Genomic DNA, 11,815 nt, shown 5'->3' with positions numbered 1-11,815 from the left:
GTGACATCGCGGGTTACTTCTGGTGAAGGGCGGCCTCGTGACGCCAGGCGCGGAGCTGATGGCATGCACCGTGCACAACGCGTGCGCCAACTCCCGGCCTGCCTTGTGAGCAGGGTTTGGCCGTTCACCTGAAGGAAATACAAATGAAGAAGTCTCTTGGAATCTTCGCGGGCGCCTGTCTCGCCCTGGGCTTCGCCGCGACCGTTCACGCCAATATCAGCGGAGCGCAGCCTGGAGCCGCGACTGGGGTTGTCACCATCTACGGCGGTGGAACGGGCGCCAATCCCAACCCGGAGTTCTCCGGCAACTGTAGGGCCTACCTTCAGCTGTGGGACGCCGTAGTGACCACCCAGTCGATGCCTCACAACTGGATGACCGTCGCCGCGGCCACTCCCGCCGAATGCATGAGGCTCGTCAACCTCTACGTCAATGACCCCAACACCAACTGGTTGGTCAACACGAACCTGCGCGTCTGTGAATGCGCTTCGCCCAGCATGGGGCGGGTCCTCCAGCTCGGCGCCAGCGCTGTCAACTGGAACCAGGAGAAGGAGATCTCCCTCAATGCCGAACTGAGCGAGCTGAAGGAGGAGTACCACATCAATGAGTACCACGAGCGAGTCCAGCAGCTCGTGGAGGCGCGCATCCAGTAGCCTGCGGGTCCCGCAGTCCCATTCCTTGAGGGCCTCCCAGTGTGATGCTGGGAGGTCCCATGCGCTGGGCTGATGGGGCTCCGCGACAACCTCCGCCTGGCCGCATGCCTCCCTGCCTCCCTCATGAGGTCGTCGGGCCCTTCGTCTCACGCGAATCTGGCCCGCGCTTGACGGCGGAAAATCATCCGTGTTACCGCACTGAACCATCATGAAGCCCGGTTTCGCCCGCGATTGGTGTCGGTGTTGTTGAGCGCGCTCGCGTTCACCTGACCCCATTCACGGCATTCGTGGTCGCCGCCGATGCGGCGACTCGAGCCCCGAAACCCGAGTTCGTGCATGTCCGTTCCAGGTCGTTCTCTTGGTGCATCGCACCCCGTGCTCCGTGTCCAGGGGCTGGGTTGCACCTACGCGTCAGACCGTCACCGCGTCGTCGCGCTGCGGGACGTGAGCTTCGAGCTTCGACAGGCGGAGCGGCTGGCCATCGTCGGAGAGAGCGGCGCGGGCAAGTCGACGCTGCTGCGCTGCTTGAACCTGTTGGTGCGGCCCACGCACGGCTCGGTCGAGGTCGATGGGCAGGTGTTGACCTCGCTCGGCCACAAGGAGCTCACGCTCGCCCGTCACCACATCGGGATGATCTTCCAGCACTTCGCGCTGCTCCACCGCCGCACCATCCGGGAGAACGTCGCGCTACCGCTCGAGCTCGCGGGGGTCCCGCGCGCGAAGATCTCCCAGCGCGTCGACTCGCTCCTGGAGCGCGTGCGGCTCCTCGACAAGGCCGACGCGTATCCCGCGCAGCTCTCCGGGGGGCAGCGACAGCGCGTCGGCATCGCCCGGGCGCTCGCGCACTCCCCACGCGTGCTCCTGTGCGATGAGCCGACGTCCGCGCTCGACGCGGAGACCGCGCGGCACGTCGTGGCGCTGCTGGACGAGCTGTCGAAGGAGCTGAACCTCACCCTCGTCTTCGTCACCCATCAGCTCGAGCTGGTGCGCGCGCTGGCGGATGTCGTCGCCGTCCTCGACGGCGGCGCACTGAGCGAGCTCACGCCCATCACCCAGTTCCTCGCGCAGCCCCGCTCCGCGGCCGGCCGGCGCCTGTTGACTCCGGAGGCCCAGATGAAGCTCCCCCATCACCTCGTGGATGAGGCCCGCCGACATGCCGGCGTGGGGCCGTCGACGCTGCTGACCTTCGCCATCTCGTCGACCGACGCGACCAGCACCATCTTCCAGATGCTCTTCCGCTACCCGCAACTGCACGTCGACGTCGTCGGCGCCAACATCGAGTCCACGCGAGGCCACTCGACGGGCTCGCTCTCGCTGCTGGTCCACGGCGCGCCCGCGGTCATCCAGGAAGCCATCGCCGCGTTCGAACAGCAGACCATCCCTGTCGAGGTCGTCGGCCATGTCCGCTCCGCTGCGTGAAGCCCTGGTGTCAGCGCTGCTCGAGACGCTCTTCATGGTGGGAGCGTCGTCGACGATCGCCGTGGCCATGGGGCTCCCGCTGGGGCTCTTGCTGCTCGTCACCGGACCGGGCCATCTGGCCCCCCACGGGGCGGCGCACCGGGCCCTGGGCCTCGTCGTCAACGCCACGCGCTCGGTGCCTTTCATCATCCTGCTGGTGTCGGTGATCCCGCTGACGCGGTGGCTCGTGGGCACCAGCATCGGCACCACCGCCGCCATCGTGCCGCTCGCCCTCGCCGCCGCGCCCTTCGTCGCGCGCCTCTACGAAGAGGCGCTGCGTCAGGTCGATCCGGCGGCCATCGAAGCGGCGCGGTCGTTCGGCGCGAGCCGCTGGCAGATCGTCACGCGCGTCCTGTTACCGGAGGCCGTGCCCGGACTGGTGACGGCCACCACGGTGATGGTGGTGAGCCTCGTGGGCTCGTCGGCCATGGCGGGCGCGGTGGGGGGCGGAGGCCTGGGGGACCTCGGAATCCGCTACGGCTACCAGCGCTTCCAGCCCGTGGTGATGGCGGTCGTCGTGCTCGTGCTCATGCTGCTGGTGAACGCCATTCAGTGGGTCGGAGACCGGCTCGCCCATCGCGCCGCCAGGGGCGCACGCACGCCCTGACGGCGGAACACCTTGTCTTTTCCACCCTCACCGACTCTCACGGCGGTCCGCGCAAGGAGCCCGTCTTCCATGATGAAGCAAATGGCGTCTGTCATGCTGTTCTCCGTAGGGCTCTTGCTGACCGTGGCGCTCACGTCGAACGGCTGCACGAAAGAAACCGAGAAACCGCTGCGTGTCGGCGTCACCTCCGGCCCCCACGCGCAGATCATGGAGGTCGTCGCCGCCGAAGCGCTGAAGCGTGGCGTGCGCGTGAAGGTCGTGGAGTTCTCCGACTACGTTCAGCCGAACGCGGCGCTCGCGGATGGCAGCCTCGACGCCAACAGCTTCCAACACCTCCCGTACCTGGAGCAGCAGCAGAAGGACCGTGGGTATCGGTTCGACGTCGTGGGGACCACGGTCACGTTCCCCATCGCGGCGTACAGCTCTCGCCATTCGAGCCTCGACGCACTGCCCAAGGGCGCGGTCCTGGCGATCCCGAACGACCCGACCAACGGCGCGCGCGCGCTCAAGCTGCTGGAGGACGCGGAGCTCCTCCGCCTGCGCAAGGTCCAGGATGCCAACGTGACGCCGCTCGACGTGGAATGGACGCGCGGCGAATACCAGCTCAGGGAGCTTGACGCGGCCCAGCTCGCCCGGGCGCTCGGCGACGTCGACCTGGCCATCATCAACACCAACTACGCGCTCGAGGCGGGGCTCGATCCCTTCAAGGGCCTGCTGCGCGAATCACCCCGGTCCCCGTACGCCAACATCATCGCCGTGCGGGCGGGCGAGGCGGGGCGACCCGACGTGAAGGTGCTCGTGGAGACCTACCACTCGCCCGAGGTGCGGGCCTTCATCGAGCGGACGTTCAAGGGCGCCCTCGTGGCGTCCTGGTGACGCGCCGTCATGGTGCTCGGCCCCTCGCTGCTCGACAGGATCCTGGAGTTCACGCGCTGGCACATCCTCCTCGTCATCACCGCGCTCTCGCTCGTGGCGTGGCTCGTGAGCGTGGTCCAGCGGCGGCGGTGGAATCCGTCGCGGCGGCGCCTGATGGCGTCGCAGCTCCATGCCCTGAGAAACGCGCTGGGGCTGTCCGTCATGCTCTGGCTCGCCAGTCGGGCGCTGGTGTGGAGCGATGCCGCGGAGTGGCTGGTCATCGGCGCGGGCTTCATCGCCGTCGTGGGATGGATGAACATGCTCCTGCGGGTCGCGCGCGTCTTCGTCTTCCAGTGGCTGTTCGCGCACAGCGAGCGCGAAGGCGTGCCGGTGCTCCTGGTCGACATCGCGACCCTGGTGGCCGCGGCGGTGCTCTTCGGCGCGCTCCTGCACGCCGTCTTCCTCATCGAGGTCGCGTCCCTGCTCGCGACCTCGGCGGTGGTGTCCGTGGTGCTGGGCCTCGCGCTGCAAGACACGCTGGGGCAGCTCTTCGCGGGCATCTCGCTTCAGCTCGACCGCCCGTTCCGGCTGGGCGACTGGATCGAGGTGCGCACGGGCACGGAGCGCATCAGTGGTCAGGTGCTCGAAGTCTCGTGGCGCGCCTCGCTGCTGCTCGCGGTCAGTGAAGAGCTCATCACCATCCCGAACAAGACGATGGCGCAAGGACTCGTGCTGAACTTCTCGGGTCGAGAGCGCCCCTTCGTGCGCGGGCACGTCTTCCGTGTGCCGCTCGACGCGGACCTCGCGCTCGTGAAGAAGCTCCTCACGCAGGCCGCGCTGGAGACGAAGGGGGTGGTCCCCGAACCCGCGCCCGTCCCCTTGATCATCGAGACGACGGAGTCCTGGACCACCCTCAAGATGATCAACTTCGTCACCGACTACGGAAGCCAGTACACCATCGGTGACGCCTACCAGACGCGGGCGCTCGAGCTGCTCGCGGAGCACGGCATCGGCCTCGCGGCCCCGCGCATCCAACTGGTGCGTTGAGCGCGCGGGCAGCGGCTGTGCACGCACCGTCCGAGGACGCTGTGCCGGCCATGTCCCAATCCGCCGAGGCGTGACTGAGCCCACCGAATCGAACGACGGAGGAGCAGCGCTTGCAGGCCATTCCCAACTGGGCGTCTCTCGAGCCCCCTGCCCCAGGTCGCCTTGACGGCGAGCGCGTCACGCGACCTGGTCAATCAAGTGCAAGGCGCGGAGGCCCCCATGGCCATCGTCCGAGCTGCTGCGCTTCACCGTCGTGGGGCGCACCCTCAAGCCTGTCTTTCGCCAGAAGTGCAGGGAGGGAGGCCCCCTGAAGAAGCACACCGTCCAGGCGCAGCCCGTGCTCCTCACCCAGAGTGAGGCCGACCTCGTGAAGCCGGGCATGCAACTCCAGGCGCGGGTCCACTCGAACAAGCCGGCGGACTCGGTGCTGGTGAACCTCTGGAAGAGGCAGGGGAAGAAAGAAGCGCTGGTGATCGACGGCATCCGACCGCGGTGAGCGCCGGGCCTCCTGGGCCCGTTCGGGATTCAGCCACCGTGGCTTAGAATGGGGGACCATGTTCTCGCAGTCCGCGCCTCACGCATGGCTCTGGTTCCCCATCGTCCTCATCCCGGGGATGTTCATGCTCGTCTCCTTCTTCCTCTCCTGGTTGGGAGGCTGGAGGGGGCTTGCCCAGCTCTACCGCCTGGACCGGGGCGGAGGCTTTCCGTGCAAGCACCTGGTCTCCGGCGACATGGGCTGGGTGGAATACCGGAGCTGCCTCACCGTGGGCGGCGATGAGCGGGGGCTCTACCTCGCGACGCTGCTCCCCTTCCGCCTCGGGCACCCGCCCCTGTGCATTCCCTGGTCGGACATCCACGACCGGCGCCGCAAGCGGAGCTTCTTCACGAACTGGGACACCTTCGAGTTGGGCCCCGACCGCGTGAAGCTCCGCGTCCAGAGCTCGGCCACGGCGCCGCTCGACCGCTATCTGCCAGAAGTCTCCTCGGGCTGATCATGCACGCCACCGTCTCCGTCGATGGCGTCGTCCAGCGATGGGAGGACCTGCGCCTCCACGACTTCGCGCAGGGCTTCTTCTTTGGCGCGGGCTTCTTCACCACGTTCCGCATCGACGCCGGACAGCCGTGGTTTCTCGCTCGGCACCTCACCCGCCTGCGCGCGAGCCTCGACGCCTTCCCATCCGCCGTGCGCGCCCCCCCGCCTCCGCTCCTCCACGACGGCGCCGTGCGGGACGCCCTGCGCCGCTGCCTGGAGGCGGATGCCTCGCTGGGTCCCCGGTTCACGGGTGTGGGCAAGCTCGCGGTCAGCGACGGCCATGTGCTCTGCACCTTCCGAGCCCTGCCTCCGGACCTGGAGGTACTGCACCGTGAAGGCCGAGCGCTCGACAGCGTGGAGTCAGGGGCCTACCGGCGCGCGGAGCGCACGGTGAATCACAAGGGACTCGCGTACTTCCGCCAGCACTCGCTCCTGCCGCGTCTGCCCCTGCTCACCAACGAGGCCGACGAGGTCTGCGAGCTGCCCACCGCCAACCTCTTCGTGCAGCTCGACGGCGCGCTCGTCACCCCGCCCCTCTCCGCACCGTGCCTTCCAGGCATCGCGCGCGCGGTCCTCCTGGACGAGGGCTCCGTGGACGGGCTTCCCGTGGTGGAACGCGCGCTGCCGCTCGCGGACCTCTCCCGGGCGCAGGCGTGTTTCTACAGCAACGCGGTGACCCTGACCGTGGGCGTGCCCCAGCTCCTGGGCCAGGACCTCCCTGGCAGCCTGCGCCTCGCGGAACGGGCACGCGCCCTCCTCGGAGCCCGGGCCGGTCGCGAAGGCTGAGCATGCGCCTCCCGGGGGCGGCACACGGCTGACACCCGGGATAGGCGCGATGGCGCTTTCGCGGAGGCGGGAAGCCGTTAACCTGGGGGGCATGTCCGCTCCCGCCCCCTACGTCTCCCGCGTCCCCTTCGAGTCGGTCCACCCGAAGGCCCTGGCCGTGTACTGCTCGGACGGGCGCTTCACCGAGGCCGTGGAGGACCTGGCCCACCACCTGGGCCATCCTCGCATCGACACGCTCACCCTCCCCGGCGGCCCGGCGCTCCTCAACCGCTGGGCGTCGGACTACCTGGAGAGCGAGGGCATCACCCGCGCCGCGCGCTTCCTCATCGAAGGCCACCACATCGAGGACGTGCTGCTGCTGGCCCACGCCACCTGTGGCTATTACAACGCCAAGCACGGCGCGCTGGGCCCCGCCATCGCCCTGGAGCAGCAGCTGAAGGACCTCCACTTCGGCGCGAAGGAGCTCCAGAACGCGTACCCCCACCTGCGCATCCACCTCTTCTACGCGCACCCCAAGGGCACCACCGTCGAGTTCGAGCCCATTCCTCGCGAAGGCTAACGCGCACCGCCTCCGCGCGACGCTGCCTCCCGCAGCCCCTGACGGAGCGCGTCCAGCAACGACGGCGGATCCCCCACGCGGAAGGCCGCGAGCCCCGCGTCGAAGTCCCCGCGCGCCTCCGCGAGCCCCCCTCGCTGGAGGCGCAGCATGCCCCGCTCGTACAGCAATTCGGGGTCCACGGCCTCGCCGGACTGGGCTTCGAGCGCGGTGGTGAGGTCGCGCTCCGCGTCCTCCGGCCGTCCTGCCCGGACGCGGACCCCGGCTCGCTGCTGGAGGAGCCACGGATTGCCCCGGTCCTCCGCGAGGGCCGCCGTCCAGTCGGACTCGGCCTCCTCCCACCGGCCCAGCGCCCCGAGCGACTGCGCGCGCTTCATGTGCAGCACCAGCGCCTTGCGGAAGCCCGCGGCCTCCACCTGCGTGAAACCCTCCACCGCCTCCGCGTGCCGCCCCAGCCGCGCCAGCGCGAGCGCCCGGTGGTAGCGCGTGGCCACGTGCCCCGGCGCCAGCTCGAGCACGCGGTCGAACCAGGGCAGCGCCTCCGCGGGCTGGCCGCCCCATACGCCCAGCGTGAGCCCCACCTCCACGAGCACCCGCACCTGCGCCGGGTGGGCTTCCGCCAGCTTCCTCGCCAGCGCGAGCGCCGACGCGTAGCGGCCTCCCCGGCGGAGGCGGTCCACCTCGCGGAGGGGTTCGGACAGCTCCGGGGGCCACGCCTGACGTCCGTTGCGTTCCATGCGGTGGGGGCCTCCCCGGCGATTTCGCAGGCGGGTCCCGGGGGTGTCAAGGCGACTTGACCCGCGAGCCCGGTCGCGCGAAGAGCGCTGGCATGAAGCCCTGGGAAACAGTGGAGCGCGCGCAGGTGCCGGAGGTGGGAGAGGTCGTCCTCGCCCGGCGGGATGACGAATACGTGCTGCGCGTGCGCGGCCAGACGCTGATGTCCAGCCGCCAGCATGGCTCCGAGTTCGCCATGGCCGACGCGGGCTGCTCGCACCTCACGGAGGGAGCGCCCGCCCGGGTGCTCGTGGGCGGCCTGGGCTTCGGCTTCACGGCGCGCGCGGTACTGGACCGGCTGGGCCCGGGCGCCCGGGTCGTGGTGTCGGAGCTGCTGCCCGTGGTGGTGGCGTGGAACCGGGGCGTGCTCGCGCCCCTGGCCCAAGCTCCGCTGGAGGACCCGCGCGTCACGGTGGTGGAGGGCGACGTGGGCCGGCTGATGCGCAGGCAGCAGGGCGCCTTCGACGCCATCCTGCTCGACGTGGACAACGGCCCCTCCGCGCTCACGCACCCCGACAACGAGAGCCTCTATGACCTCACCGGTGTGTCGCACGCCTTCAACGCGCTGCGCTCCAACGGGACGCTGGTGGTGTGGAGCGCCGGGCCCTCCCCCACGTACGTGCGGCGGCTGGAGGAGGTGGGCTTCAGCGTCCAGCTCCTGCACCCCAACGCGCACGGCACCAAGGGCCCCAAGCACACGCTCTTCGTCGCCCGTCGCGTGCCCAAGTCCTCCGCTTCCCGCGGCCCGTCGTCGCGGCGCTGAACATCCAACGCAGTGTTCCTGGAGGTACGGGGTGATGAAGAGTTTGCGTGGGTTCGTGCTCGCCGTGGTGCTGGTGAGCAGCGTGGGACAGGCCACCGAGGCGGAGCCGATGCCGCCCCATGTGACGTTCACCCTCAAGTCCGAGCTCTTGAAGGAGCAGCGGCGCATCAACGTCTACCTGCCGCCGGGGTACGCCGAGGCGAAGAACACGCGCTACCCCGTGCTCTATATGCCCGACGGCGGCGAGCAGGAGGACTTCCCGCACGTCGCCACCACCATCGACACGGCCATCCGCGCCGGCGAGATGCGGCCGCTCATCCTGGTGGGCATCGAGAACACCGAACGGCGCCGCGACATGACCGGCCCCACGCAGGTCGACAGTGACAGGAAGATCGCTCCGCGCGTGGGAGGCTCGAGGGCGTTCCGCAACTTCATCGGCGACGAGCTGATGCCCCAGGTGAGCCGCCGCTACCGCGTCACGCAGGAGACGGCCATCATCGGCGAGTCGCTCGCGGGCCTCTTCATCGTGGAGTCGTTCTTCCTCCAGCCGGGGCTGTTCCGCACCTTCATCGCGCTGAGCCCCAGCCTCTGGTGGAACCAGGAGGAGCTGGTGCGTTCGGCCGGCGCTCGGCTCAGGAGCCGTCCCACGCCGAAGGGCACGCTCTTCCTCGCGTCCGCGGGCGACGACGTCGGGCCGGAGGTCGGGCGCCTGGCCGAAGCGCTCCAGGCGAACGCACCCACCGGAGTCCAGTGGAAGTACGAGCCCCGGCCGGAGCTGCTCCACGGCAACATCTACCGCTCGATGGAGGCGAAGGTGCTGCGCGAGGCCTTCGCGCCCGAGGCCGCGAAAACGGCCCCCTAGCCTCCTGGATGGTCCCGGCACCGGGAAACCCGGTAGAACACCCTCTCCCCAACTTTCGTGGAGGTGTTCAATGGGTCTACCCGATGGTGTCCATCACCTGGCGCTCGCGACGAAGGACATGAAGGCGCAGCTCGCGTTCTTCACCCAGGTCGTCGGCATGGAGCTGGAGGCGCTGTACTGGATGCACGGCGTGGAGAACACCGTGCATGCCTTCCTGCGGCTGGGGGACACCTGCTCCCTGAGCTTCGTGCAGGCGCCGGACATGGCGGGCATCGAGCCGGTGATTGGCGTCTCGCACCCGGGCTTCAGCGCAGGCTCGGTGGCGCCGGGCGCGATGCAGCACCTGGCGCTGAGCGTCCCCAGCGAGGTGGAGCTGCTGGCGCTGCGCGACCGGCTGCGCTCGCACGGGTACTGGGTCGCGGGGCCGGTCAATCACAACATGTGCAAGTCGATGTATGTCCAGGCGCCGGAAGGGCTCATCCTGGAGTTCGCGACGGCGGAGGGCGCCATCGACGTGGCGCAGTGGATCGACCCGGCCGTGGTGGCCTTCTGTGGCATCAGCGCGGCGGAGCTGGAGTCCTTCGTCAGCCCGCCGCCCTTCACGTCCCAGGGCGGCAAGGTGCCGCAGCCGGCGCCCACCACGCGCCCCAACTTCGTCTTCACCGGCGAGTGGGCTCCGCGCGGCGAGGCCTTCTTCCAGCTCACCGACGCGCAGATCGCCGCCGCGCTGGACTCGCCCACGCCGCCGGTGCCGAGGAACCCTCCGGCGCCCTGAAGCCCTCCGCTACGGCGCGAGCCTCGCGGCGCCCCCGCCCGCTGACGCCTCGGGGGGCCGCATCATCCCGCCGGCCACCCGCAGGTTCAGCCAACGCGGCGTGAAGCGCGTGAGGTTGGCCTGGAGCCAGTTGCGCCACCCCGGCACCACCGACGCGCGGCCCTGGTCCAGGGCCTTGAGGCCGCGCAGCACCACCTCCTCCGCCGTCGCCATGGGGCCCACGGCGGCCTGCTTCGTGCCCACCACGTCGAAGAAGGCCGTCCGCACGGGCCCCGGGCACAGGGCGAGCACCCGCACGCCCCGCTCGCGCGTCTCCTCCGACAGCGCCTCCGAGAAGGACAGCACGAACGCCTTGCTGGCCCCGTAGACGGCCATGTACGGCACCGGCTGGAAGCCCGCGGTGGAGGCCACGTTGAGGATGCCCCCCACGCCGCGCGCGAGCATGTCCGGCAGGAACAGGTGGCTGGTGTCCACCAGCGACGTGACGTTGAGCATCACCTGCTCGTGCTGCCGGGCGAAGGGCGCCGCGTCGAAGGCCCCGTGCGTGCCGAAGCCCGCGTTGTTCACGAGCAGGTCCACGCGCAGCCCCTTCTGCTGGCAGCGCGCGTGCAGCTCGCGGCCCGCGCCCTCGCGGCCCAGGTCCAGCGCGATGACCTCCGCCTGGATGCCGTGCGCCTTCACCAGCTCCGCCGCCAACGCGCGCATCCGCTCCTCCGAGCGCGCCACCAGGATGAGGTCCATGCCCCGCGCCGCCAGCTCGCGGGCGAACACCTCCCCCAGGCCAGACGACGCGCCCGTCACGAGCGCGCGGTGGCCCGCGTAGGGGAAGGCTCCACCCCGAAGGGCGGGAGAGGAGACAGGGGGACGGCCAGCAGCCGGAGACGAAGTCGTTTGCATGGGGTTAGAATGTGAGCCAGCGCTCACGTTCACAACTCGCGTGGTGCTCACATTCCGTCCTGGAGGCCGCATGCCCCGCCGTCCCCCGCCGTCCCGTCGCAGGGCGCCCCGCCAGGAGCGGGCGCAGGCCACCTGCGACGCCATCCTCACCGCGACCGCTCGCGTTCTGCTCAGGGACGGCTACGAGGCCGCGAGCACCAACCGCATCGCCCAGGAGGCGGGCGTGAGCGTGGGCTCGCTCTACCAGTACTTCCCGAGCAAGGAGGGGCTGGTGACGGCGCTGATGGAGCAGCACCGCGCACGGGGGCTGGCGGACTTCGAGGCCGGGCTGGTGCCGCTGGCCGGGCAACCGCTCCCGGTGGCGATGCGGGCCCTCATCCGGCAGGTGCTCGCGGTGAAGCGGGAGAACCCGCGCCTGCATCAGGTGCTGCATGAGCTGATGCCGCGCATGCGCCAGTGGGGGCTGTCGGACGCGTATTCACAGCGCCTGTTCCGGCTGGTGCGGGCCTTCCTCGCGCCGCGCTTCGAGGACCTGCGCCCCCGGAACCTGGACATGGCGGTCTTCATCCTGGTGAACGCGGTGGAGGCGCTCTGCCACTCGGCGGTGACGGACCGGCCGGACTACCTGGAGGACGAGGCGTTCGTGGAGGAGATCGCCGCGCTCGCGCTCGGCTACCTGCACCCGGAGCCGGCCCTGGCACGCCCCCGGCGCGCGACCCGCGAGCGCGCGGCCCGGATGTGAAGGCCGCCAC

At 70.0% G+C, this 11,815-nt stretch carries 15 protein-coding genes; 13 read left to right on the top strand and 2 right to left on the bottom strand.

Annotated elements, in window-relative coordinates:
• Nucleotides 1–143: 143 nt before the first annotated feature.
• From GTY96_RS04045 to GTY96_RS04005, 9 genes are all read left to right on the top strand, one after another.
• Nucleotides 144–650 carry a hypothetical protein gene (locus tag GTY96_RS04045; protein ID WP_161663887.1) on the top strand — a complete coding sequence of 169 codons (507 nt, stop codon included), beginning with the start codon at nt 144–146 and terminating at the stop codon, nt 648–650.
• A gap of 375 nt (nt 651–1,025) precedes the next feature.
• Nucleotides 1,026–2,069, top strand: a complete 1,044-nt coding sequence (locus GTY96_RS04040; RefSeq protein WP_328700760.1) for a methionine ABC transporter ATP-binding protein — start codon at nt 1,026–1,028, stop codon at nt 2,067–2,069.
• Complete coding sequence (locus tag GTY96_RS04035; RefSeq protein ID WP_143898675.1) at nt 2,050–2,715, top strand: methionine ABC transporter permease; 666 nt, start codon at nt 2,050–2,052, stop codon at nt 2,713–2,715. The genes GTY96_RS04040 and GTY96_RS04035 overlap by 20 nt, the downstream gene beginning before the upstream one ends.
• Before the next feature lie 69 nt (nt 2,716–2,784).
• A complete protein-coding gene (locus GTY96_RS04030; RefSeq protein ID WP_161663885.1) occupies nt 2,785–3,591 on the top strand; it encodes a MetQ/NlpA family ABC transporter substrate-binding protein in 807 nt (268 codons plus the stop codon).
• A 9-nt stretch (nt 3,592–3,600) separates the two neighbouring features.
• The gene (locus GTY96_RS04025) at nt 3,601–4,617 is read left to right on the top strand and encodes a mechanosensitive ion channel family protein (RefSeq protein WP_143898673.1); all 1,017 of its coding nucleotides are present in this window, start codon (nt 3,601–3,603) and stop codon (nt 4,615–4,617) included.
• Between the two features lie 253 nt (nt 4,618–4,870).
• The gene (locus GTY96_RS04020) at nt 4,871–5,113 is read left to right on the top strand and encodes a hypothetical protein (protein ID WP_161663884.1); all 243 of its coding nucleotides are present in this window, start codon (nt 4,871–4,873) and stop codon (nt 5,111–5,113) included.
• A 58-nt stretch (nt 5,114–5,171) separates the two neighbouring features.
• Nucleotides 5,172–5,609 carry a hypothetical protein gene (locus tag GTY96_RS04015; RefSeq protein ID WP_161663883.1) on the top strand — a complete coding sequence of 146 codons (438 nt, stop codon included), beginning with the start codon at nt 5,172–5,174 and terminating at the stop codon, nt 5,607–5,609.
• Between the two features lie 2 nt (nt 5,610–5,611).
• Complete coding sequence (locus GTY96_RS04010; RefSeq protein ID WP_161663882.1) at nt 5,612–6,436, top strand: aminotransferase class IV; 825 nt, start codon at nt 5,612–5,614, stop codon at nt 6,434–6,436.
• A gap of 91 nt (nt 6,437–6,527) precedes the next feature.
• Complete coding sequence (locus tag GTY96_RS04005) at nt 6,528–6,995, top strand: carbonic anhydrase (RefSeq protein WP_161663881.1); 468 nt, start codon at nt 6,528–6,530, stop codon at nt 6,993–6,995.
• Here GTY96_RS04005 and GTY96_RS04000 read toward each other — a convergent pair.
• On the bottom strand, nt 6,992–7,729 hold the full coding sequence (locus GTY96_RS04000; protein WP_143898669.1) for a tetratricopeptide repeat protein: 738 nt from the start codon (nt 7,727–7,729) through the stop codon (nt 6,992–6,994). The genes GTY96_RS04005 and GTY96_RS04000 overlap by 4 nt on opposite strands.
• Nucleotides 7,730–7,821: 92 nt before the next feature.
• Here GTY96_RS04000 and GTY96_RS03995 point away from each other — a divergent pair, with 92 nt between their 5' ends.
• The 3 genes from GTY96_RS03995 (at nt 7,822) to GTY96_RS03985 (ending at nt 10,166) form a co-directional block, all read left to right on the top strand.
• The gene (locus GTY96_RS03995) at nt 7,822–8,529 is read left to right on the top strand and encodes a spermidine synthase family protein (protein WP_143898668.1); all 708 of its coding nucleotides are present in this window, start codon (nt 7,822–7,824) and stop codon (nt 8,527–8,529) included.
• 34 nt (nt 8,530–8,563) lie between these two features.
• The gene (locus GTY96_RS03990) at nt 8,564–9,391 is read left to right on the top strand and encodes an alpha/beta hydrolase (RefSeq protein ID WP_161663880.1); all 828 of its coding nucleotides are present in this window, start codon (nt 8,564–8,566) and stop codon (nt 9,389–9,391) included.
• A 70-nt stretch (nt 9,392–9,461) separates the two neighbouring features.
• On the top strand, nt 9,462–10,166 hold the full coding sequence (locus GTY96_RS03985; protein ID WP_143898665.1) for a VOC family protein: 705 nt from the start codon (nt 9,462–9,464) through the stop codon (nt 10,164–10,166).
• Nucleotides 10,167–10,175: 9 nt separating this feature from the next.
• On the opposite strand, the gene GTY96_RS03980 is transcribed toward GTY96_RS03985, so the two are convergent.
• Nucleotides 10,176–11,063 carry an SDR family NAD(P)-dependent oxidoreductase gene (locus tag GTY96_RS03980; protein ID WP_143898663.1) on the bottom strand — a complete coding sequence of 296 codons (888 nt, stop codon included), beginning with the start codon at nt 11,061–11,063 and terminating at the stop codon, nt 10,176–10,178.
• A gap of 70 nt (nt 11,064–11,133) precedes the next feature.
• On the opposite strand from GTY96_RS03980, the gene GTY96_RS03975 reads away from it, so the two are divergent.
• Entirely contained in the window at nt 11,134–11,805 is a 672-nt protein-coding gene (locus tag GTY96_RS03975; protein ID WP_161663879.1) for a TetR/AcrR family transcriptional regulator, read from the top strand.
• Nucleotides 11,806–11,815 lie beyond the last annotated feature (10 nt).

The organism is Corallococcus silvisoli (genome assembly GCF_009909145.1).
GTDB lineage: Bacteria > Myxococcota > Myxococcia > Myxococcales > Myxococcaceae > Corallococcus > Corallococcus silvisoli.
The sequence above is the reverse complement of the archived record's forward strand: the minus strand, read 5'-3'. Positions and strand labels throughout refer to the sequence as shown.